Raw genomic sequence first — 25,054 nt, 5'->3', positions numbered from 1 at the left:
TTGCCTGAGCGCACTTTTCACACCCACCCTTTTCTCTTTAGAATCCCTCCATCATGGACCCTGAGCCTCAACAACCACTTACCGTAAATCAGTGCATCGAACAGATCGCGCAAAAACTGGAAGGTGCAGACTTGCACTACGGGCATGGAGCAATTGATGCGCACAGTGAAGCGCTGTGGATTGTTAGCAAACAACTCGATCTAAGTCCAGCAGAAGCCCTGGATCATCTAGAAGATGCGATCACGCAGAATCTTCAGCAAAAAGCCTTCACCATTGCAGACACCAGAATTTCCACACGCAAACCACTTGCCTACATTTTGGGTGAAGCTTGGCTTATGGGGGTGCCATTCTTCTGTAGTGAACAAAGCATTGTCCCGCGCTCTTGGATTGCCGAACTGATTGTCGATGGCTCCCTAGAGCCATGGCTACCAGCAGATGGTAAGGCACTAGATCTCTGCACTGGAAATGGATCCTTAGCAATTCTCTTAGCACTTACATGCCCTGATATTCATGTGAGTGCTTGTGATATCAGCATGCCCGCTCTTTCCATCGCGGCTCGCAACTTGGATCGTCATGGACTAAATTCTCAGGTCGAGCTACTTGATGGAGATTTATGGGATGCCTTGCCGGAGCCGAATGAAGATAACCTATTTGATCTCATCATTTGCAACCCACCTTATGTAAATGCGACCTCAATGGCTGCACTGCCTGCTGAATACCAAGCCGAACCTGAGTTAGCACTGGCTGGAGGGGATGATGGCATGGACTTAATTAGGCGGATCCTTGCCTATGCTCCAGATTATTTATCAGAGCGTGGCGCTATCTTGCTTGAAATTGGCAATGAGTATGAGAACTTCAAAAAGGCGTTTCCGCAAATACCAGCAATCTGGATGGAAGTGTCCGCTGGTGAAGAGCAAGTCTTGCTAATACAAGCGGAAGACTTGCGATAAGTAAAGAAGTTTTAAAGCTTAACTAAGCTCAGCAGCGGCAGCGATTGCCTGATCAATTCGCTCCACTGGAATAACCTTCAGCCCCGGAATCTTTGTCTTAGGCATATTCGCTTTCGGAAGAATCGCCACTGTAAAACCCAACTTGGCTGCTTCTTTTAGACGCTCTTGGCCTCGTGGACATGGACGTATCTCTCCAGCCAAACCTACTTCACCAAATACGATTAATTCTTTTGGTAGCGCCCGATTACGAATCGATGACTGAATTGCTAATAAAACCGCAAGGTCCGCTGCGGGTTCTGAAATCTTCACCCCACCAACCGCATTTAAAAATACATCTTGATCAAAACAAGCAACGCCAGCATGACGATGTAATACCGCCAATAACATGGCTAAACGTGCTTGCTCCAAGCCAACTGCCAAACGTCGGGGGTTTGGTACATGTGCAGTATCTACAAGAGCCTGAATCTCAACCAGTAAAGGTCTACTACCCTCTTGGGTGACCAATACACAAGCACCGGGGACCATCTGTTCATGCTGTGACAAGAAAATAGCCGATGGATTTGTAACGCCACGCAAGCCCTTCTCAGTCATCGCGAATACACCGAGCTCGTTCACTGCGCCAAAACGATTTTTAATCGATCGCACCAATCGGAAAGAAGAATGCGTATCACCCTCAAAATATAAAACAGTATCTACGATATGCTCCAAGACTCTCGGTCCTGCGAGGTGTCCATCCTTAGTAACGTGCCCCACCATTAATACGCAGATACCGCTGGCTTTAGCAGCTCTGGTTAATTGAGCTGCACACTCTCGTACTTGAGCCACTGATCCAGGTGCAGAGCTCAGCACTTCTGAGTACAAGGTCTGTATTGAATCCACTACCAATACTTGTGGCTTAACTGTATCCATAATGGAAATCAGTTTTTCTAGTTGGATCTCAGCTAAGACTTCAAGCTGAGGCGCATTTAAGGCAATCCGCTTTGCGCGCAATGCAATTTGTGCAGCAGATTCTTCACCACTACTGTAGAGCACATTCATGCCAGCAGAACTCATCTCAGCTAGGGCTTGTAAAAGTAAGGTTGATTTTCCGATCCCAGGATCGCCACCTAACAAAACAACACCCCCAGGCACCAAACCGCCTCCTAGAACGCGATCAAACTCTTCTACGCCAGTGCTAAATCTTGGTAAATCTTCGGCAGTAATTGCTGATAGTTTTTGCCTAGGTAGTGATTGGGCCAAACCCTGAAAGCGAGCATTGGAGCTTGTAGTCTCTGGTAGACCCTCCTCCATCGTGTTCCAAGCCTGACAGGATGGGCACTGACCTTGCCATTTAGCAGATGTGCCTCCACAAGATTGACAGATATAGATCGTTTTGACTTTGGCCAAGAGTTACCCAATAAATGAAAATGTAAATTGAAAAAAATTAATCGAGCTGCGTGCCAGATTTATTTTCTTGCGCACGCTTGGGTGCATCTTTGCGTCGCTGCTCTAAATCGGCTGCCCTAGCAGCTGCATCTTTTTGCTTTTGCTCAAACTCGCGCTGATTCGCCGCTCGTTCAGCTGCTTTTTCTGGCGAAGCACGTTCTGCTGCCCGCTTAATATCTTCTTGGTTTTTCAAGCTCTCACGAAGTTTTCGTTGAACTTCATGCAAAGCCACTTCTTGTTCACGAATGGGATCAATCTCTTTGCGATACTCAGCCCGAGCACTTTTGATGCAGTAATTAACCCAATAGTTTTGATAACACTCAGAAACTGCTTTGCCCCAACGATATTTGGCCCACTCACGCTGAAGCTCTAGCTCCTGCTCGATCTTATCTAACTGCTCAAGCTCAGCCTCCTCAGCTGGGGTAGCTAATGCAACCCCGCTGCAAGCGGTAATGAATAAAAATATTGAAATAAATATTTTTGAGCGAATAGAAAGACCTTTTCTCAAATCTCAACCTTTGCGCCAAGCTCAACCAAGCGGTTTGCTGGAATTTTGAAGAAGTCAGATTGTCGCCCAGCGTTTTGATACATCCAGCAAAACAATTTTTCACGCCACATCGCCATACCCGGAATTTCAGTAGAAACAATCGTATCGCGGGATAAAAAGAATGAGGTATTCATCATGTCAAACTTAAGGTCTGATGATTTCTCGAGCAAGTCAATAATCTGACCCATGTCAGGGGTTTCATTGAAGCCGTAAACCGCTCTCACCACATAGATGCCATTACCAAGATCACGCAATGTAATGCGCTCACTATCTTTTACATAAGGCACATCCCAAATGCTCACCTTTAAGAAAAATACTCTTTCATGAAGCACATGGTTGTGTTTTAAATTATGTAAAAAAGAAACTGGTACATAGTCAACGTGTGCCGTCAGAAATACTGCAGTACCTTCTACGCGATGCGGTGGATGCATCATCAAGGCATCAATAAAGCCCTTCAAAGCAATACCATTGTTCATAGCATTGTGACGCAAAATCTTGCGACCTTGATACCAAGTCATTAACAATAAGAAACAGGCAGATCCAAGCAATAAAGGGAACCATCCACCTTCCATAATTTTGAGAAGATTGGCGGTTAAGAAAGCCAGATCCACTACAAGAAATGCACCAATCACTAAAGTAACCAATAAAGTATTCCAGCGCCATACAACGCGCATCACAATTGCCGCCAAAAAGGTAGTAACAATCATGGTGGTGGTAACAGCAATACCATAGGCGGCAGCTAAGTTCTCGGATTTTTTAAATGCCAACACAACCGCGATCACCAAGACCAATAAAATCCAATTTACAAACGGCATATAAATTTGCCCGATCTCCCGATCAGATGTATGCCGCACCTTCATGCGCGGTACGAAGCCCAATAAGATTGCTTGGCTTGTCATCGAGAAAGCACCAGAGATAACAGCTTGTGAAGCGATCACGGTCGCTAAGGTTGCCAAGATCACCAGCGGAAATACAAAACCATCTGGAACCATTAAGAAAAATGGATTGGTAATAGTTTCAGGGTTGTTAAGGAACATAGCCCCTTGACCAAAGTAGTTCAAGATCAAGCAAGGCATCACAATAAAGAACCAGCCCATACGTATGGGCTTAGCACCGAAATGCCCCATATCTGCATATAAGGCTTCAGCACCAGTCAACACCAAGAAGACAGCACCCAAAACAATAAATCCTTGCAATGCATGTTCGTCCATAAATTGAATGGCATACATTGGATTAATCGCTGCAAAAATGGCTGGATGTTGGACTACTTGATGTAAGCCCATTAAACCAATTGTCGCAAACCAGATCACCATAATGGGACCAAAAAGTCTGCCAACTACATCTGTACCTGTTTTTTGAATCAAGAATAAAGCTAGCAGAATAATGATAGTGATTGGCACTACATAGCGTGTGAGATCTGGCGAAATTACCTCAAGACCCTCCACCGCCGAGAGAACAGAAATAGCAGGTGTAATAATTGCATCCCCATAAAACATACAGGCACCAAACACTCCGGCCATGATGATTACTAAAGCGCGCTTTGAACCAGTCTTTACGGTTCTTAAAGCAAGAGCCATGAGAGCCAAAATACCGCCCTCACCATGATTGTTTGCACGCATCACAAACAATACATATTTAAGGGATACAACAATCGTGAAAGCCCAAAAGACCATTGAGATGACGCCGTAGACTGCGGCAGGTGAGAACGGAATGCCATGCTCAGAACTAAAACACTCTTTTAAAGCATACAAAGGGCTAGTACCAATATCACCAAAGACCACACCAATAGCGGCGAACATAAGGGAAATGGAAGCACCCTTCTTATGGTGATCATCCCCTCTGGAGATCTCCACCGGCCTTAATAATGATGACTCTGAAAACTCAGGATTGCTAACTGACATTTATTAACCCTAGCGTGTTGTTGCGTGGCAATATGTTACTCCTTAAGCGCAACGATCAATACAGCGATTTTCTACTTAAAAACGCTGTTTTTAAAGGTTATTTGCAGTAATACCTCGACAGAGACCCTCAAAAAATGGTAGAATTTCAGCTTCAGACGCGGGGTGGAGCAGTCTGGCAGCTCGTCGGGCTCATAACCCGAAGGTCGTAGGTTCAAATCCTGCCCCCGCAACCAAATATGTTATATGAATCAAAGGGATACGATACAGTGTCCCTTTTTCATTTGGCACAAGCCCTCATTCACACTTCCTGAATTAAGCCTAGCAAGTTAATTTATGAAATTGACGCCAATAGGAGATTGGCGAGAGATATTTAGCGAATTATCTGATTGGTAATTTTGACGCCGACACCAATCACTCCATCTTTCTTAACCACCCGCACCACTTCTCCGGTTAAATCAAACTTAATGACGCCCCCTGGGGTATCCATATCAAGAGAAAACTTAATTTCAGTATTGAGCTCAAAAGAGTCATCCAATTCGAGATAAGCGCCTGTTGCACTTAGGTCTTTAATGCGACCATCAGCACCATCCACTTCGACCGGCAAAATGCAATTGACTCTTGGACTTCTATCGGGGGTTTTTGTTTTGCGAGTTCTAGATTGGCTTTTCACAATCTATTTATACCTCAATAACCATTACATGCATATGGTCTATACGTACTAGATACTTATACTTTTTATATAAATGTATCGACTGCCAAATTAGACCTATATAGAACAAGGAACTGAGCTCACTTATCAGTAATACTACTAAGCACTAGTAGCAAGCCAATTAATTTCTAACTCTCAATTATTTTTATATTTCTAATTGCCAAGCGAGATTAATTCAGCACTTTGTATCCGCGTCCACTCAAACATTTCTTGACTACTGCCTCTTGAGCTTGGTTGCCAGTAAACGCCCCACCCGCACCACCAATCACTGCGCCTGCTCCTGCCGCCTGCGCAATACCAGATCCATTTCCACCTGTAACAAGTCCTAACAATCCACCTACAACGGCTCCAGCACCCGCTCCCTTGGCGGCGGTTGCACCCATTCCAGACTGCTGTTGAGCATAAGCCTGACAATCTTTTAAATCATTTTCATATGCGGCCTCATTGACGCCTTTCATATCCACGAGTGGGCGAACATTTGCACCGGCACAACCGACTGTTACTGCGACAACTAAGGAAGAGAGAGCAAGTAGCTTATTCATATGCGAAATCCTTTTAAAAAACTCACATCGAGCGATGCCATAGGTGTTTTATATCATGTCGCCAAAATTGTGTCGAAGATTTTGCATTGTTTTTAAATAACCAAATCTGGGCGCCCGTTTGGGGAGTTTGATGAAAGGGGATTTGCAAATCTTGATAGCGCGCCACTACATCCGGGTGGGGATGTCCATAACGATTGCGATATCCATTTTGTGCAAAAGATTGGTCTGGCGCTAACTTCTTTAGTAACTCTAGAGATGAGGAGGTTTTGCTACCATGATGGGGAGCCATAAAAATAAGCTCTCGATCACCAATCTCTCTTAACACCGTCGAACTTAATCGCTCAGCCATCTCAGCCTCACCGTGTTTTTCTACATCACCTGTTAACCAAAGTGAACTACTTTGATTTCTCACCTCGAGCACACAACTCATTTCATTTGGCTTGCCAGAATATTGCTCAGTAAAAATCGTTTCCTCATGGGGATGCCAAATTAGAAACTCAACGCCGTCCCAAACCCATGTTTGCCTGAAACGACAAGGAATAGCGGGAACTTTTCTCAATTGTAAATTTTGCAACAAGGGGTTGGAGCTAGGCAAAGATCCCATCATCGAATCAAATTGAATATGCTTTAAAAGTGTTGCCGCCCCGCCAATATGATCGCTGTCGCTATGACTAATCACCATACGATCAATTCGATTAATTCCTCTTCCTCGTAAATAGGGCAGGATAATTCTTTGTCCAGCATCGTCATTCTTGCCTTGTATTGGACCTGTGTCATAAAGCAATTTGTGATTTGCGGTTTCAATGAGGACTGCAGTGCCTTGGCCGATGTCCAACACGTTAGCCTTAAATTCCCCATGAGCAAGCCTTATATCCCCTCTGAAATAAGTTGGGTAAAACAGTAAGGCAACACTAATAACAATACCAAGAAATCTTAACGGCCATTTTTTACCGATAACGCCAGGGCGAATCGAATAAATAATTCCCGCCCCAGAGAGAAGTAACATCCACCACGCCGGCTGCCTTGACCATACTACTGACCAACTCCAGCCTGCCATCCATTCCAGAGTTTTCGCTAGATATTCCATGGAGATATGGGCTGGCAGAATTAACCAGCGGCCCACAAATTCTGGAAGCAAGGCGCCTGCGATTGCTAGCGGGGTAACGATATAACTGACCAAAGGAATTGCAAATGCATTTGCTAACGGCGAGACGATGGAAACTTGATAAAACCAAAATAATGTCAATGGCAACAAAGCCAAAGTAACGACAGCTTGCACGCGACATGCTTCACGTAGCGCTTGCATTATTCGTTGCGCCCAATGAATTTCCAACTCTTTTCCAGTAGGAATACCCAACAAACTAGAAGAATCTCCCATGGCATACAAAATCGCAGCAACCGCACCAAAAGATAACCAAAATCCTGGCGTATAAGGAGCCATGGGATCAATTAACAATACCAAGCCTAAGGCCCACCACCAAATATCAAACGATCTAGGATTTCTACCTGTCCATAAAGCAAATGCCACCACCCCAACCATATACATCGTTCTTTGTGCTGGAATCTGAAAACCAGCCAACCATGCATAGAGAAATGCAGTCATCAATCCAGCAATGGCGGCCACTTTACCTACCGGTATAAGCAGTGGAAATTTTCGTCTTCGCCAAATAAATGCAGCTAGTGAGGCGCCAACACCAGCCAGCATAGTTACATGAAGTCCTGAAATTGAAATTAGGTGCCCAATGCCAGTCGCATTGAATACCTGCCAATCTTCTTGATTGATCGCATTTTGATCGCCCATGACTAAGGCAATCAATACGCCCACATACCGAGCATCACTTGGCAACATCGATTGAATCTTTTTGCGCAATTGCCAGCGCGCCAGTTCCATACGTAACTCAAACTCATGCCATGCAATGACTTTGTTCAGCAATAGCTCACCAGATCTGACCGAGCCACTAGCCCCAAAATCTTGATGATAAGACCAACGCTCAAAGTCAAAAGTATATGGATTGAGAGATCCGTAAGGACGTTTCAGTTTGGCCCTCAATTTCCAGCGCTGACCAGGGATGATTTCAGGTATCGCCTGCGGATTTCTCCATGCCGGCTGCCAACTCAAATAAATTCTTTTGGGGAAGTGATTTGGAGCCAAGCTTCCAGAGCTTGCTTGTTCTACTTCGAAGGCAAATTTAGCTCCTGATGAATTGCTCTGAGGCAGTGCTGCCACCCTACCCTCAAGGATAAATTCTTTACCCTCCAATTCAATCGCCAAGACATTCTCTAAACGATTCTCAGCATATCGAGCATTCCACGCGAATCCAATGACAAACAATAATCCAATGATTGCTATTTTGTTGTAGTAGGTAAATTGGGGTGCAAGGAATAAGACTAGCAAGCAACTCAAACCTAAGCAGAGGCATATCAAAGTCCAGTTGGCAGGAATCTGCGGCAAAAAGAAAAGGAGCGATCCCCCGGCAATAAACGCCGTAATAGCTAAGCGCAATTACTTAAGAGGCTAAATTAAAACTGGGAATGTCTGCGCAGAGCGTAGACCACCTAGGCAATGCTTGCATTGCATTTCCCCATACCGCTTGGGCAAAGCTCGCATCACTTATACCTCTAATTGCTGCCAGCTCTGTAACAATTCTTGGAAGAAATGCAGGTTCATTAAAAGCAATACCCTCTTGTCTCAACCATGCAGGCGGAATATCTGGAGCATCAGTTTCTGTAACAATACTTTCTAGTGGCAAGTCTTTTAAGAGTCTTCGAATTTGTAATGCACGCTCATAAGTTGCCGCACCACCAAACCCCAATTTAAATCCAAGCTCAATAAACTGCTCTGCCTGTTGGAAACTGCCGTTAAATGCATGCGCAATTCCGCCAGGAATATTACGCCGACGCAATGCTTTCAAAATCACATCTTGTGAGCGACGGACATGCAGGATCACTGGTAACTGATGTTGTTGTGCCAAATCCAGTTGTGCATTGAAAAAGAATTCTTGTTTGCGAGGATCAAGCCCCTCGACAAAATAATCCAAGCCGATTTCTCCAACACCCACAAAACGGGGATCAGAAAGTGAACTCACTACCTCTTTCTCGAGAATAGCAATATCACCCTCTTGAGCTTGATTTGTATAAAGCGGATGAATTCCTAGCGTATAAACCAGCCCAGGAATGACAGATGAATGCTGTTGAGTAAGGTTTTTTACTGACAAGCAATCGGAAGCCTTAACAGCAGGCAATAAGAGCGCTTTGACATTCTTATTTGAAGCCTCACGAATGATTTCTGGCAAAGCGCCTGCAAACTCTGGGGCATCAAGATGGCAATGGGTATCAATCCACATAGGAAAGGCACTCACTCTAAAAATGGCTTTAATACTCCACGCTCTAAATGCAATATGCGATCACAACGTTTAGCGCGCACTGGATCATGAGTCACAATTACAAAAGCAGTACCTTGTTCGCGCGCAATGTCTAGCATCAAATCAAATACTGCGTCAGCAGTCTCAGTATCGAGGTTACCAGTTGGCTCGTCTGCCAGAACGCAAGCAGGATTACCAACTAAAGCACGCGCTACGGCAACCCTTTGACGCTCGCCCCCAGATAGCTCTCCAGGAGTATGCAGTTCTCGAGCTGCAAGGCCAACCGCTTTCAGCATCGCGCTAGCTCGCTCCATCGACTCATCATTATTCAAACCACGAATACGCAAAGGGAGAGCTACATTCTCGACCGCACTAAATTCATCTAAGAGATGGTGGAACTGGTAAATAAAGCCTAGACTTTGATTGCGCAACTGATCTAATTTTTTGACTGATAAGTTATTTAAATTAGAACCTGCCAAAACCACTGAGCCTGTGCTTGGGGTATCCAAGCCGCCCAAGAGATGTAACAAAGTACTTTTGCCAGATCCCGAGGAACCCACAATAGCAACCTTCTCAGAAGGAGCAACATCCAGATCAATTGCTTTCAGAACCTCTACGGACGTAGGGCCTTGACCATAGGTTTTAGCCAAACCCCTGGCTTTCAAAACCAAGTTATCTACATTACTCATAGCGCAAAGCCTCCGCAGGCTGCACTTTAGCGGCTCGACGACTTGGATAAAGCGTCGCTAAAACAGAGAGGCCAAATGCCATCAATCCCACAGTAATGACATCACCAGATCGCACATCAGATGGCAGTTCGCTAATGAAATACACCTCGCGGGGTAAAAACTGAACACGGAAGATTGCCTCAATTACAGGGACAATCACATCGATATTCAATGCAATCAGCAAACCTAAAGCAACTCCGGTTAAAGAACCAAGCAAGCCAATAGCTAAACCCTGAATTAAGAATATTCGCTGGATAAGTCCAGGGCTTGCCCCCATCGTTCTAAGAATAGCAATATCAGCCTGTTTTTCATTCACAGTCATGACTAATGTAGATACCAAATTGAATGCAGCTACAGCAATAATCAAAGTCAAAATAATGAACATCATTTTCTTTTCAGTCTGGACTGCAGCGAACCAATTGCGATTAGATCTTGACCAGTCGGTAACCCAAAGCGCTTGAGGAACAATGGCAGCCAACTCATTCGCAACTTCTGGAGCGCGTTGCATATCATCCACCTTGATACGTAGTCCAGAGGGATCTCGGAGGCGCAACAATGCGGCAGCATCTTTCCAGTGCATGATCGCTAAAGAGCTGTCGTATTCGTAATGGCCGCTATCCACAATGCCTACCACCTGCAGAGTACGCATCCTTGGCATTGCGCCTGCTGGCGTGAGATCACTTTCCGGAACAATTAAATTAATGCGATCTCCAACATGCGCTCCAACCATTGCCGCAAGCTGCGCACCTAATGCAACCCCAAAACTTCCCGGCTTGAGATCATTGATATTTCCCGCAACAAATTGTTTTGGCAAATCAGAAACCTTACCTTCTTCACTCGGCAAGATTCCACGAATCGCCACACCGCGCATCATATTTTCACGGCTCAGCAAGCCTTGTGAACTTACCATCGGCGCAACTCCAACTACATGAGGTTGCGCAGACAACTTCAGAGCAAGTGGCTCCCAATCTGCCAAGCCATCGGGTGAAGTAATTTCAACATGAGAAAGTACCGAGAGCATACGATCACGCACTTCCTTCTGGAAACCATTCATGACCGAAAGGACCACAATCAATGAGGCCACACCCAAAGCAATGCCTGCCGTGGAAATGCCGGAGATAAAAGAGAGAAAGCCGTCACGTTTCCCAACAGTCTTGCGACGTTTGGATCGGGTATAGCGGAGGCCAATTTCTAGCTCTATAGGAAGTCTTAACATAGCCACAGTTTAGTGAATCGCGCGGACAAACTGATGGAATACCTAAATGCCACCTAAAATCAGGGGAATGACACCCATTTCGATCTCCCCCAAAAGGGCAATCCGCCGATTTACCCTGATGATTTCAGGGGAAGATGCTATCGATGAACTTGAAGGCAGGAATGAGCCTCGCCAAGGTTTACCCCACGAGCGTTTTTTGCTCGGAGAGCAAATACCTCTTGCCCCGGTTTTATTGCTCGGTCAATCTGATCAAGCAGTGGATCCAGAGGCGGTAATTGCCTGCTTACAACCGGTACATCTGCACGCCACTCGAGACCATCTCATTTTGATGGGCCAAAATCAGATTGATCTCACAGCATCAGAATCCGCTCAGCTTCTTAAGGTTGCACTGCCTTTTATTGAAGAAGACTTTCATAGCCCCATTCTTTTCCAAGACAAGCATTACTGGTTCATCAATGCGGGGCCATTTTCTAGTCTATCAAGCTATAGCGTTGATCAAGCCCATGGGCGAAATATTGACTGGTGGATGCCACGTGATTCTCAAGAAGAAGGGGTCGCCAAACAATGGCGCAAACTCCAAAATGAAATTCAAATGCTTTGGCATATTGACCCTATCAATGCAGAGCGTGAGCAACGCGGCTTGCCCAGCATTAACTCGATCTGGATTAGCGGTATTGGCAAACTAAATGATGTTCGGACCCCTGAAGTATTAAGGCAATCGAAACAGCTGATTGGCCAGCATCCCTTGTTAGCTGGTTTAGCAAAGTATTTGAATCTGAGTTACAGCGCTCATTTTGAAGGGCAGGACTTAGCGGGCGCCTTCGCTTGGCTTGATCAACCGCATTTAGCATGGCCGCAATTAAGTACTGCTTTATTGGATAAGCAATTAGATGAGGTTCTCATCCTTGATTTTCCAAAAGGTAAGATCCGTGAGCGTGTCTTCACTATTAAAGATCTTCATAAAAACACTTGGATGTTCTGGAAAAAAGCAGAGCCTCTTACCTGGAAAGAAATTGCGCAAGCATGATCTTCATATGAGTATATTTTCTCAAAGGCCCTTCTCAGAACGTACTGCTACTTGGTTAGCACAAACTGGCCTACATCCCTTATTAGCGAGGCTGTATGCTGCTCGTGGTCTCCAGTCTCCTGATGAACTATCGCTCGATCTAAAACAACTAATTTCCCCCGTTGAACTCAAAAATTGCATCAGCACCGCCTCTTTGCTTGCAGATATTCTGGAGAAAAAAGACCCCATACTCATCGTCGCTGATTATGACTGCGATGGCGCTACGGCTTGCGCTGTAGGCGTGAGAGGCTTGCGTATGCTAGGTGGGCCTGATACCCCCATTCATTTTCTAGTTCCCAATCGCTTCACGATGGGATATGGCCTTACTCCAGACGTAGTTGAATTGGCTGCGCAGCAAAATCCCAAACCAAAATACCTCATCACTGTCGATAATGGCATTGCCAGCGAAGCAGGTGTTATTCGCGCACGCGAACTAGGTATGGATGTCATCATCACGGACCATCACCTACCTGGAGATACGCTGCCACAAGCGTTAGCGATTGTGAACCCCAATCAACCAGGCTGTCGCTTCCCAAGCAAAGCATTAGCTGGTGTTGGCGTTATGTTTTATCTTCTAGTAGCTCTTCGTGCCGAGTTACGTCAGCGCGGTAAATTTACCAATGAAACACAACCTAAAATAGAGAATCTTCTTGATCTAGTTGCATTAGGTACTGTTGCAGATGTAGCACAACTCGACCGCAATAATCGCGTCTTAGTTTCCAATGGTTTGAAACGTATACGTGCTGGTATATCCCAACCGGGCATACAAGCACTTTTTCAAGCAGCCACACGAGATCCTCGTAAAGCTAACACCTTCGACCTTGGCTTTGCTATTGGACCAAGACTCAATGCTGCAGGACGTTTAGCAGATATGACTTTGGGTATTCGCCTACTGCTTACCGATGATGCTGATGAAGCCATCAGGCTGGCACACGAGCTCGATCGCATTAATCGCGAGCGACGTGTCATAGAGACCGGAATGCAAGAAACTGCTTTATCCCACCTTGCCGAAGATCAGTTAACGGGAACTATGGAAGAGCGCACCAGCATTTGCTTATGGAACCCAGAGTGGCACCAGGGTGTTGTGGGTATTGTTGCATCACGCCTAAAAGAGCGCTTTAATCGCCCGGCCATTGTATTTGCTCCCGCGGATGGCGCTAGTAGCGAAGAATTGCGTGGCTCTGGTCGATCACTCGTAGGATTTCATTTAAGAGACGCTTTAGATATCGTCTCCAAAAAAGAACCTGGACTCATATTGAAATTTGGTGGTCATGCCATGGCTGCGGGTTTAACGATTCGCAAAAGTGATTTTGATAAATTTGACGCTTGCTTTCAGCAGGTCGCTTCGGAGCTACTGACGGATGAATTGCTTGAACGTCACCATGCGCATGATGGCGCTCTAGAGCTTTCAGAATTTACTCCTGAGATAGGTGACCTACTTGCAGAAGAAATTTGGGGTCAAGGATTTCCACAGCCCATCTTTTATGGTGAGTTCGAGATTACCCAGCAAAGCCTCATGAAAGAAAAACACTTGCGACTGATGGTTCGGCCTATCGTAAGATCCGACCAGAGTTTAGGCAATAAACCAATCACCGCGGTTTGGTTTAATCGCACCCAAAGCCTCCCAAGCACAGCCAAATTAGCCTATCGTCTAGTCACAGACCGATATCAAGGTCAGGCTCGCGTACAGCTCATGATTGAGGCTCACGACGAAACGGCTGGCGCCTAAAGGTCAAAGGCAATAACCCCCTTATAATTAGGGGATGGAAGCTGAACAATTAAACATTATTTCAAATACCTTGTCCGATCTGCTCACCCGCGAGCAAGCTCTTCGGGGGTATCTTTGACTTCGACGTAAAGTCACGTCGCCTTACTGAAGTTAACTCAATTCTGGAAGATCCCAGTATTTGGGATGATCAAAAGAAAGCGCAAGCACTAGGCAAAGAGAAGAAGTTGCTCGATGGCGTAGTCGCAACACTTACTGATCTCAACACGAACATTACTAGCGCTCTTGAGTTATTTGATATGGCTAAAGAAGAAGGTGATTTTGAAACAATCGCCGCCATCGAACAAGATGTAGAGAGTTATAGCAAGATTATTGGTGACCTAGAATTCCGCCGGATGTTCCACAACGAAATGGATTCTTGCAATTGCTTTATTGACATTCAAGCAGGTGCTGGCGGTACTGAAGCCTGCGACTGGGCCAGCATGCTCTATCGTCAGTATCTCAAGTATTGCGAGCGTAAAGGCTATAAAACAGAAATTCTCGAAGAATCTGATGGTGACGTTGCAGGAATTAAGAGTGCAACCATCAAAGTAGATGGCGAATATGCATACGGCCATTTACGTTCAGAGACGGGGGTGCATCGTTTGGTACGCAAATCCCCATTTGACTCCTCCAATGGACGTCACACATCCTTTGCTTCTATTTATGTCTATCCAGAGATCGATGACTCGATTGAGATTGAAGTGAATCCCGCCGATATTCGTACCGATACCTATCGCGCCTCTGGTGCGGGTGGGCAGCATATTAATAAAACGGACTCCGCAGTGCGCTTAACCCACATCCCCACCGGGATTGTGGTGCAGTGTCAGAACGACCGAAGCCAGCACCGCAACCGTGCTGAAGCCATGACGATGTTGAAGTCTCGCCTCTACGAACACGAGATGCAAAAGCGTCGCGCTGAGCAGGACAAACTAGAGGCTAGTAAGACCGATGTAGGTTGGGGTCATCAGATCCGCTCCTATGTATTGGATCAAAGCCGCATTAAAGATTTACGCACCAATGTTGAGATCTCCAATACTCAAAAAGTATTGGATGGCGATCTCGATGCCTTTATTGAAGCCAGCCTGAAACAAGGCGTATAAAACTAACACCCATTACCGCGTCACTATAGATATGAACGATAAAACCAATTTAGACACTGCCCCAGCCACTGAAGTAGTTGATGAGAACCACATCATTGCGGAGCGCCGTGAAAAACTTGCCAAGCTTCGTGCTGGTGGCGTTGCATTTCCAAATGATTTTGTTCCCACCCACTTAGCTGCAGATTTGCACTCACACTATGACAGCTTGACAAAGGAAGAGTTGGCCGCAAAAAAGATTCATGTCAAAGTCGCTGGACGCATGGTACTTAAGCGTGTAATGGGTAAAGCAAGTTTTGCAACCATTCAAGATCGTAGCGGGCAAATTCAGTTTTATATCAACGATGAACTCAGCGGTGCCGATGTTCATGGCGCTTTTAAACATTGGGATATGGGTGACTTTATCTCTGCTGAAGGTAATCTCTTTAAGACCAATAAGGGTGAGCTCTCTGTTGAATGCAGCAACTTACGCTTACTCAGCAAATCTTTACGTCCATTGCCAGATAAGTTCCACGGCCTTTCGGATCTTGAAACTAAATATCGCCAACGTTATGTCGATTTAATCGTTAACCCAGAAAGTCGCAATACTTTCAAAGCTCGTAGCAAAGCGATTGCTTCATTACGTCGCCATATGCTAGACGCCGACTTCATGGAAGTTGAAACTCCGATGCTTCATCCCATCCCAGGTGGTGCAGCAGCTAAACCATTTATTACCCACCACAACGCACTCGACATGCAAATGTTTTTACGTATTGCTCCAGAGCTTTATCTGAAGCGCTTGGTGGTCGGTGGTTTTGAGCGCGTTTTTGAAATAAACCGGAACTTTCGTAATGAAGGTGTAAGCCCTCGCCACAATCCAGAATTCACCATGATGGAATTCTATGCAGCCTATACAGACTATCGTTGGCTGATGGACTTCACAGAAGGCTTGATTCGCGCCGCCGCCATTGATGCTCAGGGAACTGCGGTATTAACTCATCAAGGTCGCGAATTGGATTTGAGCAAACCATTTCAACGCCTCACTATCACTGAAGCCATACTCAAATACTGCGGTCAGTCAGGTAAGAACTATGATGCAGCCCAACTAGAAGATGCCAACTTCATCCGTACCGAACTCAAAAAAGGTGGCGAGAATCCTGACTCCCCAACTTTAAAGAATGCTGGTATTGGCGCTCTCCAACTAGCTCTGTTTGAATTGGTTGCCGAAGAACATCTCTGGGAACCAACATACATTATTGATTACCCAATTGAAGTTAGCCCCCTTGCAAGGGAATCTGATACACGCCCAGGAATTACTGAGCGCTTTGAGCTCTTTATCACTGGGCGTGAAATTGCCAACGGCTTCTCTGAGCTAAATGATGCAGAAGACCAAGCCAATCGCTTCCGTAAACAAGTTGAGCAAAAAGAAGCTGGTGACGAAGAAGCTATGTACTTTGATCATGATTTCATTCGCGCCCTCGAATACGGAATGCCTCCAACTGGTGGTTGCGGAATTGGTATCGATCGACTTGTGATGCTGCTAACTGACGCGCCAAATATTCGTGATGTGATTCTCTTTCCTCACCTGCGACGCGAAGAAGAGTAGTCATAACCGAAATAAACAAAAGGCACCCTTGGGTGCCTTTTGTTTTCTTAATATCCGCTTAATTACAAGCAGCAAGCCTTAAGCTGGTAAACCTTTTTCATCAAATACGCCTTCAAATAAAGCGGAACTTAGATAACGCTCAGCAGCATCCGGCAATACAACTACGATCGTTTTACCAGCGTACTCAGGCTTCTTGGCTAGCCTCACAGCAACAGCCGCAGCAGCGCCACAAGAAATACCCACCAAGATACCCTCCTCCTTGGCAATGCGACGTGCGAATTCAATAGCCTCCTCGTTAGAAACTTGCTCAACCTTATCGACTACCGATAAATCTAAGTTATCCGGAATAAAACCCGCCCCAATTCCCTGAATCTTGTGTGGTGCAGGCTTGATTTCTTCGCCATTAAGCTTCTGTGTGATAACTGGACTTGCAGTAGGTTCCACAGCTACCACTTCAATATTCTTCTTCTGAGTATTTTTAATATAACGGCCCACTCCTGAAATAGTTCCTCCAGTGCCTACACCAGCAACAAACACATCAATGTTGCCTTCTGTGTCTTCCCAGATTTCTGGCCCAGTAGTTTTCTCATGAATAGCTGGATTCGATGGATTACTAAACTGTTGCAGCAAGACATACTTGCTAGGATCTGACTCGGCAATTTCTTTTGCTTTAGCAACGGCACCGTTCATCCCTTTAGGGCCTTCGGTCAATACAATCTTTGCGCCTAAGGCAGTAAGCAGTTTGCGACGTTCAATGCTCATGGTTTCTGGCATGGTGAGCGTCAGCGGAATGCCACGGGCAGCAGCCACGAAAGCTAGAGCAATTCCCGTATTACCACTAGTAGGCTCTACGATTTCTTTGCCAGGACCAAGTAAACCTTTTTCTTGGGCATCATTAATCATCGCCACACCAATACGGCACTTCACTGAATAAGCCGGATTGCGACCCTCAATTTTCGCGAGTACCGTAGCTTTAGCTCCATCGGTTACTCGATTGAGACGGACTAGCGGTGTACGGCCAATAGTTTGGGAGTTGTCAGTAAAGTAAGTCATTTGCTTTCCTTAAAGCTAGTAGATTAATCGTGATGTTATGGGTTACAGGAAGTCTTGTAAAAGAAGAGATAGTTATTAGCTCAGCACTAAAAACTATTTAGCCAAGCCCTGAGAACGCAGCAAGCTTAGCGCCTCTTTTGCAGTCATCACCCCTTCATCCGTCGGCACAACCCAAACCTCTACCCGACTTTGGGGGGTGCTAATTCTTAAAGTGAGGTTATGAATTGCTTCCTGATTCAGCGACTCATCCAACTCCACTCCAAGCCAAGATAATTTTTTACATACTGCCGATCTGACGATGGGATCATGTTCGCCAATACCACCGCTAAAAGAGATCAAATCAAGACCGCCTAGGCATGCAATCATTGCTCCGCCTTCACGAATAATTTTGTAGATGAAAAGCTCAATCGCTTCTTTTGCCAAAGGACTGGGGTCGTTTCTTAACTTTCTCATATCAGCAGAGATCGTAGATACTCCTAGAAGCCCACTTTTGCGATAGAGGAGATCCTGAAGTTGGTCGTGCGTATAGCCACGCTCCACCAAATACATCAATACACCAGCATCTAAAGAGCCGCTCCGTGTGCCCATCATCAAGCCATCCAGCGCTGAAAATCCCATTGTTGTTGCAACACTCTTACCATCTAGAGCAGCACACAAACTGGCTCCATTGCCTAGGTGAGCCATAAGCACTTTATCTCTCGCCCTACCAGAGTTTTCCATCAACTCACCAATAATGTACTGATAGGAGATTCCATGAAAACCATAACGGCGCACTCCTTGATCCGTAATCTCTTTAGGTAAAGCAAGAGAAGTTTCAAGAGCACTCATGGTTTTGTGAAAGGCGGTATCAAAACAAAGAACTTGAGGAATTCCTGGAAAGACTTGAGAGAAAGCCTTAACCCCATCTAAGCTGTGCGGCTGATGAAGTGGCGCCAACGCACTCATGGCAGATAATTTCTGCAAAATAGCTTCAGTAGAAATAGTCGGCTGAAAAAATTCTGAGCCACCATGAACAACGCGATGAGATACGGCTTGTATGGGCGGAAGATCTGGAATACCCAACAATAGTTCTTTGAGATGCATTAATGCCGCAATAAATGGATCCTGATCGGCATCCACAAAATACTCCGAATGCTCTATACCCTGATAGCCATAACGCAATTCAGTCTTTCCACCTGGCTCAAGTCCTTCAAAACTTCCCGCCAAAATAGAAGGCAATACGGAATCGTTGAGGGTTGGATAGATTGAAAACTTTAAAGAAGAAGAGCCAGCATTAACTGTCAGAATTGCCATGGAGAAATAAAGAGAATTTTATAAAGATGGCTAATCTGCCCTGACCTTTTTAAAGAAAGTCAGAGTTAGCAAAATTAGCAAGATGAAAAACCAAAGCAAAGACCATTCTGGAACTTGCAAACCGAAAATCGCAGGCAATTTAGCAGAACAAAGTCCATCAGCCTTAAATATCCAAGGCAAAGCTTTTGCTAACTGAAATTGATTGATCCACACTTCGAGAGGATCAATTCCGCAAGATGATCCTGGGTGGGATAACAACCAGACCTGCTTCCCGGCAATAATTACTCCAAAGCCGGCCGAAAGTACTGCAAAAAAATGAAATAGCTTTCTCAAGAAGGGAATACCTGCCGCCAAGAAACAACTAATCGCAATTCCTAGATATCCAATTCTTTGCAATATGCACAAGGGGCACGGCAAAAAACTGACCCCTCGATACCCCTTTTGCTGAAGGATCACGGCAAAGATAACCAATCCCAGGCTGAATAATGAGAGGAATAAATATTGACTGCGGCGCATCCCAAGATGATAACGAGATTGGCTCCTAGGGTCCCTAAACTGGGTGTTTTATTACCAAAAGTGCATAACTTATAAGAAGTAAATAGCTCATTACGGCCTAGTTAGCGCCTGAAGCACCTCAAGATTGAGGATAATTGAGGTTTTAGACAACCCCATCAAGATTAAGCTTTTATGGCAGCCTACAACACCGAAACCGTCCTAACCGTCCATCACTGGAATGACACTCTTTTTAGCTTTACCACCACGCGCAATAAAGGCCTGCGCTTTCGCAGCGGTCATTTCCTGATGATTGGTCTTGAGGTTGAAGGCAAACCTCTCGTCAGAGCCTACAGTGTTGCAAGCCCTAACTATGAAGAACATCTCGAATTTTTAAGCATTAAGGTTCAGGATGGTCCGCTCACTTCACGCTTGCAAAAGATACAAGTAGGCGATCCCATTCTGGTTAGTGAAAAATCGGTTGGTACTTTAGTCATCGACGATTTAAATCCTGGAAAACATCTTTACCTTTTTAGTACAGGAACAGGCTTGGCGCCATTCATGAGCATCATTCGTGATCCTGAAACATATGACAAGTTTGAAAAAGTGGTCTTGATCCATGGCGTGCGTTTAGTGAGTGAGTTAGCGTACGGCGACTACATCAAAAATGAACTTACCCAAGATGAATATCTCGGTGAACTCATTCGCGAAAAGCTGATTTACTATCCAACCGTAACTAGAGAAGCGTTCAAACACACTGGGCGTCTAACAACAGCGATTGAATCTGGGCAGCTTTTTAAAGATATTGGATTACCTCCATTAGATCCAGCGGTTGACCGTGCAATGATCTGCGGCAGCCCTTCAATGCTTAAAGAAACCTCTGAGATGCTCGATTCCAAGGGCTTTAAGGTTTCCCCAAGTCTAGGTCAACTGGGCGACTACGTATATGAACGCGCGTTTGTGGAAAAATAAATAAGGGAATTTATATATCTAAAAGTTGTTTAGTTATCGCTATATATTCCTTGTGAATATATAGCGTCCTTGATACAGTCTTTCTAACGAGATTAGTTTCAAGGAACAAGAAATGTCACCCGTCAGAGAACACTACAATCCAGCCATCATTAGCCTCCTGCGTGAACATGATCGACTCCCACATGACAAAGTTGCAGAGCGAAAAAGTTTTCAAAGACAAATCCTGTTCTTGATGAATGCCATCAAAACAGCGGAGTTCGAAACATCCTTCTCTTAAATTTCTAGATATCAGCAAGCAAAGTTAATGCTGATCAATTAAGAAATAAATAAAAAAAACCGCCAATTGGCGGTTTTTATTTTGGCGCTCCGATCAGCTAGAGCACCAATCCCCTAAATGAAGAATGATTAATCTTCTATTTGAAAATACACTTCAGTGCTTGCTGGAGTTGCTTGCACACTGGCAGCTTGATCGGCATTCTTTGAAGGGATGAAGGTATTCTCTGTTTTTAGCAAAACTGATTCAATGGCTGCATCTTGTTTGTTTTCAATTGTGTAACCCATCATGCACTCCCTTATCTGATTCCAACAAGCAAATTTGATTAATGAGCTTGCAGAATAGGGGGTTTTCTTATATTTGAAAAGAACATATATTTCATTTACTTATATCTATTTAAATATAAACAAAAACACCAAATTAAAGACTGCATTGGCAATCAGAATCAATAAACAGAGTCTTTTTAGCGCACTATCTGAAACTGCATGCATCCTCAGAACACTTTTGGCAATGCTAAGACCCAGGCAATAGCCAGGAATTGCGAGCAAAAGATAAGGGAGCCAGTCCAAACCACCCCCCATCAGGCTGGTCGTGATAATTGCGAATACCGAAATACCTGATACAAACTGAGATAGTAGTGAGCGCGATCTATCAAATGCCTGATTAGTAGCATTTAGGTACAGAGCAACTGGAGGCCCCCCTATCCCACAAGAACCCAATAAGAGACCCGATAATCCAGCGGCAAATCCATCAAGGATGCTCGAAGCATTTAATCGCACATGAGGCTTAAGCAATAGGTAGCTGGCGAAAAAGAGAACTATTGCACTGGTGGCAATCTTGAGCATAATCGGCTCGATGTGCCCTCCCAGCCAAACTCCGAACGGCAAAAGAATGCCTGCAAAAAATAACATCCGCCACAAACGGGAGCGATCTTCATAATGAATTTTCCATTGCCTAGAGAGCAAGACACCCCCAAAGATCTCCGCACACATCACAATCGGAATCAGAAATGGGATGGGGAACACCCACATTAAAAGGGGCGTCATGATGAGCGCCCCACCAAACCCACTCAATCTTCTAATGAATCCGCCAAAAACTGCTGCGAATATCAACAAACAAATTGAGAGTGAATTTTCAAAAATCAATGAGCCTCACTGACATCATGTTCCCCCGCAATCAGATCACGAATCTGTCGGCGAACCGCTAAATAAGCAGGAGTATCTTCGACCATTCGACGAGGTTCTGGAACGCGAATAATCTCCTTTACCTTTCCGGGGCGCTTTGTCATCACAACAATGACATCCGACAGATTGATGGCCTCTTCAATACTATGAGTCACCAACAGCACTGTCTTACTTTCTTCATTCAAAATTCGAATCATTTCAGCTTGCATCATGGCTCGATTCTGGGCATCTAAAGCAGCGAATGGCTCATCCATCAACAAAACAGTTGGATCAACAACGAGCGCTCTAGCTATCGATACACGCTGACGCATGCCACCTGAAAGCTGATGAGGATAGTGATTGGTAAATTGACTAAGACCCACCAGCGCAGCAAAGCGAGTTACGATTCGCTTAATTTCATCGGCACTAGTGCCTTTGATTTTTAAACCAAACGCAATGTTGTCATACACCGTAAGCCAAGGAAACAGAGCGTAATCCTGAAATACCATAGAGCGATCTGCGCCAGGGCCATCAACCAATTTTCCCGCACACTCAATACGCCCTGAAGTGGGAACTTCAAAACCAGCAATCAAATTAAGCAAAGTAGTTTTCCCACACCCGCTATGTCCGAGGATGGAGCAAAACTCATTCTTGCGAACCTCTAACGAAACATTTTCGATTGCCAATACTTCTTGACCACCGTCGTTCATCGAGGGATAAATTTTTTGTACGTTTTCTACTTTGAGTGCAAGCATGGGGCTATCTATTCAAATATTTAGTCGATTGAGGTTTCACGCATTCAGCGCTCTAGACCATGGCATGAGTTTTTGGGCGGTGTATCGAATCAATCTATCGAGACAAAGACCAATCAATCCGATCGCCAACATGCCCACCAAAATATAGTCTGTCCGTAAAACAGTGCGGGCATCATTAATTAAGAACCCTAGACCAGAGTTGGCGCCAACCAATTCGGCTGCCACCAAAGCCATCCAACCAACTCCTAGACCAATACGAATACCAGTCACTATCTGCGGAAGGGCAGCACGCAATACAACGCGAGTAATCACACCCCATGAGCCAGCACCCAAGCAGCGAGCCGCACGTATTAGATTTGGCTCCACATTCTTAACCGCATCAATTGTGTTTAATAGGATGGGGAAAAAGATGCCCAAGAAAATAATGAATTGGTTTTGAGTATTACCAACACCAAACCATAAGATACTTAATGGAATCCAGGCGATTGGTGGAATCGGCCGCAAAATTTCTACGATCGGATCCACCTGCTCGTTAACCCATTTAAAGCAACCCATCACTATCCCCAAAGGGATAGCAACAGAGGCATAACAAAATGCGACAAACTCTCTAGATAAGCTATCGAATAAATGCTTCCAGATTTCTCCTGATTGCATTAATTCAAAACCCCCTTGTGCTACCCCCGAAGGAGGAGGCAACAAGGTGGCTTCTGTTTTATCCAGAATAAACCGACTAGCGTATTCCCAGGCGGCAAGCAAAATAACTAATAAAGCGAGTCTACGAAATTGCTTGAAAAAATTTATTATTGGCATGGTGCTTTATTTCTTGTAAACCTTGCCATCAAAAGACCAATCCCGAGTCAGGTCACCCTTTTCAGGGAATGCCTGAGGCTTAGTGGTATTCAATGGATTCATGTAAGTTGGGTAAGGTGTTTTATCCATTGGCGCAGACCAATCAGCTGGCAAAAATGGTGGTCTTGTGATGGTAGCCCAACCTAATTTTTCAAACGTCTTATCCATAAAACGAGTGTCGACAGCGCGAGCAAAATCGATACCAGTTAACTTATTCTGAATACGCTTGTTCTCATAAAGCCATGTGTAGATTGGCTCATTAGCACGACCCCAAAACACAGGAATTGGATAGATATAGGTAGGCTTATACAAGAGGTTATAGGCGCTAATTTGTTGACGCAAGATCTCTTTGGAGTAGTTCTTCAAGTTTGGATCTTCTTGCATGACATCCACGGCCGCATCTGGATTTTTTCGAATCCAGAGAGTCGCTTCAGCAATAGCATCAGTGAATGCCTGTACAACATCCGGCGCATTATCGATCACTTCCTGACGTACATAGAAAGTACCTTCATAAATATTGTATGGGTAGCTATCGCTAATAATTCTGGCGTTCTTACGCTCTTTAGCCATGATGGTTGGAGTTGGATCCCAAGGCACTACAGCATCAATACCTTTAGGCATTGCCATTTGCTCGCCTGGAGGCATATTCTTCAAAATAATGTCTTTGCCAATCTCAATACCATTAGCTTTGGCTGCGGCTTGGATATAAAACTCAGCAGATGAACCAGTGACGATACCGATCGTTGCTGGAGGATTAGATCCTTTAAAGTCCTTGAAGGATTTGATTTTCGAATCCAAAGGAACCAACACTGCATGCATCAAATTGGTATTAATTACCGCAATCGTTTTTACGGGAATATTTTTATCAATTAAAGAAGTAAAGGGGAAATTACCACCATTACCAAACTGGAAGCGTCCAGAAATAATGACTTCATTAATTGCAGGGCCTGATGGGAAAGCTTGCAGCTTAGACTCAATACCGCGCTTTGCTAAGAGACCTTTTTTGTCCATCACCAAGTTAATCGTATTTTGTCCAGACCAGGGTGGCTGGAAGGCGATCTGTAATGGCCACCAACCCTTGCTCTTTAACCAAGCTACCGATTTTTCGGACACTTTTTCATCTGCACCCTCTGGCCATCCATAGTCATTGAACTTGGTAGCGTTTTGTGCCATTGAGAGCATAGGCGCGCCCGAAAGCATTGCGACAGCGAGTACTGAAAAGATACGGCGTGATGCGCTAAATTGTTTCATTACGATCTCCTTAAGAATGAAATTTCTTGTACCAGATACCTAAAGCAAAGGCCAAA

General features: G+C 44.9%; 24 protein-coding genes and 1 tRNA gene. 8 read left to right on the top strand and 17 right to left on the bottom strand.

The genetic code is table 11. The annotated features are described in order from the left end of the window. The first annotated feature begins 53 nt into the window (after window positions 1-53). The gene (gene prmB, locus FD973_RS02850; protein WP_215324129.1) at window positions 54-950 is read left to right on the top strand and encodes a 50S ribosomal protein L3 N(5)-glutamine methyltransferase; all 897 of its coding nucleotides are present in this window, start codon (window positions 54-56) and stop codon (window positions 948-950) included. A gap of 18 nt (window positions 951-968) precedes the next feature. Here prmB and radA read toward each other — a convergent pair whose 3' ends face one another. From radA to FD973_RS02835, 3 genes are read right to left on the bottom strand one after another with little or no spacing between them, the layout of a single operon-like run. Further along, window positions 969-2,336, bottom strand: coding sequence for a DNA repair protein RadA (radA, locus tag FD973_RS02845; protein ID WP_215324128.1), 1,368 nt, complete (start codon window positions 2,334-2,336; stop codon window positions 969-971). 37 nt (window positions 2,337-2,373) lie between these two features. Next, window positions 2,374-2,883, bottom strand: a complete 510-nt coding sequence (locus tag FD973_RS02840) for a hypothetical protein (RefSeq protein ID WP_215324127.1) — start codon at window positions 2,881-2,883, stop codon at window positions 2,374-2,376. Continuing rightward, on the bottom strand, window positions 2,880-4,721 hold the full coding sequence (locus tag FD973_RS02835; protein ID WP_251368860.1) for a potassium transporter Kup: 1,842 nt from the start codon (window positions 4,719-4,721) through the stop codon (window positions 2,880-2,882). The genes FD973_RS02840 and FD973_RS02835 overlap by 4 nt, the downstream gene beginning before the upstream one ends. A gap of 258 nt (window positions 4,722-4,979) precedes the next feature. Between FD973_RS02835 and FD973_RS02830 the strand changes: the two genes are divergently transcribed. After that, window positions 4,980-5,056: transfer RNA gene (locus FD973_RS02830), tRNA-Met, on the top strand. A gap of 137 nt (window positions 5,057-5,193) precedes the next feature. Here the strand turns inward: FD973_RS02830 and FD973_RS02825 are convergent. From FD973_RS02825 to FD973_RS02800, 6 genes are all read right to left on the bottom strand, one after another. Further along, the gene (locus tag FD973_RS02825; RefSeq protein ID WP_215324125.1) at window positions 5,194-5,493 is read right to left on the bottom strand and encodes a PilZ domain-containing protein; all 300 of its coding nucleotides are present in this window, start codon (window positions 5,491-5,493) and stop codon (window positions 5,194-5,196) included. A gap of 209 nt (window positions 5,494-5,702) precedes the next feature. Continuing rightward, window positions 5,703-6,074, bottom strand: a complete 372-nt coding sequence (locus FD973_RS02820; protein WP_215324124.1) for a glycine zipper family protein — start codon at window positions 6,072-6,074, stop codon at window positions 5,703-5,705. Window positions 6,075-6,096: 22 nt separating this feature from the next. Then, the gene (locus FD973_RS02815; RefSeq protein ID WP_251368815.1) at window positions 6,097-8,469 is read right to left on the bottom strand and encodes a DNA internalization-related competence protein ComEC/Rec2; all 2,373 of its coding nucleotides are present in this window, start codon (window positions 8,467-8,469) and stop codon (window positions 6,097-6,099) included. Window positions 8,470-8,581: 112 nt separating this feature from the next. Further along, window positions 8,582-9,418, bottom strand: coding sequence for a TatD family hydrolase (locus FD973_RS02810; protein ID WP_215324683.1), 837 nt, complete (start codon window positions 9,416-9,418; stop codon window positions 8,582-8,584). An 11-nt stretch (window positions 9,419-9,429) separates the two neighbouring features. Then, window positions 9,430-10,125: an ABC transporter ATP-binding protein gene (locus FD973_RS02805; protein ID WP_215324123.1), complete on the bottom strand. Its 696-nt coding sequence runs from the start codon at window positions 10,123-10,125 to the stop codon at window positions 9,430-9,432. Continuing rightward, the gene (locus tag FD973_RS02800) at window positions 10,118-11,380 is read right to left on the bottom strand and encodes a lipoprotein-releasing ABC transporter permease subunit (protein WP_215324122.1); all 1,263 of its coding nucleotides are present in this window, start codon (window positions 11,378-11,380) and stop codon (window positions 10,118-10,120) included. The genes FD973_RS02805 and FD973_RS02800 overlap by 8 nt, the downstream gene beginning before the upstream one ends. A 46-nt stretch (window positions 11,381-11,426) precedes the next feature. On the opposite strand from FD973_RS02800, the gene FD973_RS02795 reads away from it, so the two are divergent. The 4 genes from FD973_RS02795 to lysS all read left to right on the top strand — a co-directional run bounded on the left by FD973_RS02795 (window position 11,427) and on the right by lysS (window position 16,896). Continuing rightward, window positions 11,427-12,407: a hypothetical protein gene (locus tag FD973_RS02795; protein ID WP_215324121.1), complete on the top strand. Its 981-nt coding sequence runs from the start codon at window positions 11,427-11,429 to the stop codon at window positions 12,405-12,407. Window positions 12,408-12,414: 7 nt separating this feature from the next. Further along, entirely contained in the window at window positions 12,415-14,175 is a 1,761-nt protein-coding gene (gene recJ / locus FD973_RS02790) for a single-stranded-DNA-specific exonuclease RecJ (RefSeq protein ID WP_215324120.1), read from the top strand. A gap of 34 nt (window positions 14,176-14,209) precedes the next feature. Next, a protein-coding gene (prfB, locus tag FD973_RS02785) for a peptide chain release factor 2 (protein ID WP_215324119.1) occupies window positions 14,210-15,314 on the top strand; the annotation gives its coding sequence in 2 pieces (ribosomal slippage) (window positions 14,210-14,290 and window positions 14,292-15,314; 1,104 coding nt in all). Between the two features lie 31 nt (window positions 15,315-15,345). Beyond that, window positions 15,346-16,896 (top strand): lysine--tRNA ligase, encoded by a 1,551-nt coding sequence (gene lysS, locus FD973_RS02780; RefSeq protein WP_215324118.1) that lies wholly within the window; start codon window positions 15,346-15,348, stop codon window positions 16,894-16,896. Window positions 16,897-16,974: 78 nt separating this feature from the next. On the opposite strand, the gene cysK is transcribed toward lysS, so the two are convergent. From cysK to FD973_RS02765, 3 genes are all read right to left on the bottom strand, one after another. Then, complete coding sequence (gene cysK / locus FD973_RS02775) at window positions 16,975-17,949, bottom strand: cysteine synthase A (RefSeq protein ID WP_215324117.1); 975 nt, start codon at window positions 17,947-17,949, stop codon at window positions 16,975-16,977. Window positions 17,950-18,042: 93 nt separating this feature from the next. Next, window positions 18,043-19,242: an acetate/propionate family kinase gene (locus FD973_RS02770; RefSeq protein ID WP_215324116.1), complete on the bottom strand. Its 1,200-nt coding sequence runs from the start codon at window positions 19,240-19,242 to the stop codon at window positions 18,043-18,045. A 30-nt stretch (window positions 19,243-19,272) separates the two neighbouring features. Then, a complete protein-coding gene (locus tag FD973_RS02765) occupies window positions 19,273-19,758 on the bottom strand; it encodes a disulfide bond formation protein B (protein WP_215324115.1) in 486 nt (161 codons plus the stop codon). 171 nt (window positions 19,759-19,929) lie between these two features. Between FD973_RS02765 and FD973_RS02760 the strand changes: the two genes are divergently transcribed. Then, entirely contained in the window at window positions 19,930-20,706 is a 777-nt protein-coding gene (locus FD973_RS02760; RefSeq protein ID WP_215324114.1) for a ferredoxin--NADP reductase, read from the top strand. A 112-nt stretch (window positions 20,707-20,818) separates the two neighbouring features. Next, window positions 20,819-20,983, top strand: coding sequence for a hypothetical protein (locus FD973_RS02755; RefSeq protein WP_215324809.1), 165 nt, complete (start codon window positions 20,819-20,821; stop codon window positions 20,981-20,983). Between the two features lie 128 nt (window positions 20,984-21,111). Here the strand turns inward: FD973_RS02755 and FD973_RS02750 are convergent, their stop codons facing one another. The 5 genes from FD973_RS02750 to FD973_RS02730 all read right to left on the bottom strand — a co-directional run bounded on the left by FD973_RS02750 (window position 21,112) and on the right by FD973_RS02730 (window position 24,998). Next, window positions 21,112-21,270, bottom strand: coding sequence for a hypothetical protein (locus tag FD973_RS02750; protein WP_215324113.1), 159 nt, complete (start codon window positions 21,268-21,270; stop codon window positions 21,112-21,114). Window positions 21,271-21,372: 102 nt separating this feature from the next. Continuing rightward, window positions 21,373-22,092, bottom strand: coding sequence for a sulfite exporter TauE/SafE family protein (locus tag FD973_RS02745; RefSeq protein WP_256442847.1), 720 nt, complete (start codon window positions 22,090-22,092; stop codon window positions 21,373-21,375). Between the two features lie 29 nt (window positions 22,093-22,121). Next, the gene (locus FD973_RS02740; RefSeq protein ID WP_215324111.1) at window positions 22,122-22,898 is read right to left on the bottom strand and encodes an ABC transporter ATP-binding protein; all 777 of its coding nucleotides are present in this window, start codon (window positions 22,896-22,898) and stop codon (window positions 22,122-22,124) included. Window positions 22,899-22,934: 36 nt separating this feature from the next. Further along, window positions 22,935-23,708, bottom strand: coding sequence for an ABC transporter permease (locus tag FD973_RS02735; RefSeq protein ID WP_215324110.1), 774 nt, complete (start codon window positions 23,706-23,708; stop codon window positions 22,935-22,937). Window positions 23,709-23,714: 6 nt separating this feature from the next. Further along, the gene (locus tag FD973_RS02730) at window positions 23,715-24,998 is read right to left on the bottom strand and encodes an ABC transporter substrate-binding protein (RefSeq protein ID WP_215324109.1); all 1,284 of its coding nucleotides are present in this window, start codon (window positions 24,996-24,998) and stop codon (window positions 23,715-23,717) included. Between the last annotated feature and the right edge of the window lie 56 nt (window positions 24,999-25,054).

The organism is Polynucleobacter sp. MWH-Braz-FAM2G, from assembly GCF_018687635.1.
Classification (GTDB): domain Bacteria; phylum Pseudomonadota; class Gammaproteobacteria; order Burkholderiales; family Burkholderiaceae; genus Polynucleobacter.
Note: the sequence above shows the minus strand (reverse complement) of the source record. Positions and strands in the feature narration are given on the sequence as shown.

What these genes read in the sequence shown, in the direction of transcription:
- prmB (WP_215324129.1), top strand. Translation starts at nt 54, where the DNA reads ATGGACCCTGAGCCTCAACAACCACTTACCGTAAATCAGTGCATCGAA.
- FD973_RS02835 (WP_251368860.1), bottom strand. Translation starts at nt 4,721, where the DNA reads ATGTTCGCCGCTATTGGTGTGGTCTTTGGTGATATTGGTACTAGCCCT.
- FD973_RS02820 (WP_215324124.1), bottom strand. Translation starts at nt 6,074, where the DNA reads ATGAATAAGCTACTTGCTCTCTCTTCCTTAGTTGTCGCAGTAACAGTC.
- FD973_RS02810 (WP_215324683.1), bottom strand. Translation starts at nt 9,418, where the DNA reads ATGTGGATTGATACCCATTGCCATCTTGATGCCCCAGAGTTTGCAGGC.
- FD973_RS02805 (WP_215324123.1), bottom strand. Translation starts at nt 10,125, where the DNA reads ATGAGTAATGTAGATAACTTGGTTTTGAAAGCCAGGGGTTTGGCTAAA.
- FD973_RS02800 (WP_215324122.1), bottom strand. Translation starts at nt 11,380, where the DNA reads ATGTTAAGACTTCCTATAGAGCTAGAAATTGGCCTCCGCTATACCCGA.
- FD973_RS02795 (WP_215324121.1), top strand. Translation starts at nt 11,427, where the DNA reads ATGCCACCTAAAATCAGGGGAATGACACCCATTTCGATCTCCCCCAAA.
- recJ (WP_215324120.1), top strand. Translation starts at nt 12,415, where the DNA reads ATGAGTATATTTTCTCAAAGGCCCTTCTCAGAACGTACTGCTACTTGG.
- lysS (WP_215324118.1), top strand. Translation starts at nt 15,346, where the DNA reads ATGAACGATAAAACCAATTTAGACACTGCCCCAGCCACTGAAGTAGTT.
- cysK (WP_215324117.1), bottom strand. Translation starts at nt 17,949, where the DNA reads ATGACTTACTTTACTGACAACTCCCAAACTATTGGCCGTACACCGCTA.
- FD973_RS02770 (WP_215324116.1), bottom strand. Translation starts at nt 19,242, where the DNA reads ATGGCAATTCTGACAGTTAATGCTGGCTCTTCTTCTTTAAAGTTTTCA.
- FD973_RS02765 (WP_215324115.1), bottom strand. Translation starts at nt 19,758, where the DNA reads ATGCGCCGCAGTCAATATTTATTCCTCTCATTATTCAGCCTGGGATTG.
- FD973_RS02760 (WP_215324114.1), top strand. Translation starts at nt 19,930, where the DNA reads ATGGCAGCCTACAACACCGAAACCGTCCTAACCGTCCATCACTGGAAT.
- FD973_RS02755 (WP_215324809.1), top strand. Translation starts at nt 20,819, where the DNA reads ATGTCACCCGTCAGAGAACACTACAATCCAGCCATCATTAGCCTCCTG.
- FD973_RS02750 (WP_215324113.1), bottom strand. Translation starts at nt 21,270, where the DNA reads ATGATGGGTTACACAATTGAAAACAAACAAGATGCAGCCATTGAATCA.
- FD973_RS02740 (WP_215324111.1), bottom strand. Translation starts at nt 22,898, where the DNA reads ATGCTTGCACTCAAAGTAGAAAACGTACAAAAAATTTATCCCTCGATG.
- FD973_RS02735 (WP_215324110.1), bottom strand. Translation starts at nt 23,708, where the DNA reads ATGCCAATAATAAATTTTTTCAAGCAATTTCGTAGACTCGCTTTATTA.
- FD973_RS02730 (WP_215324109.1), bottom strand. Translation starts at nt 24,998, where the DNA reads ATGAAACAATTTAGCGCATCACGCCGTATCTTTTCAGTACTCGCTGTC.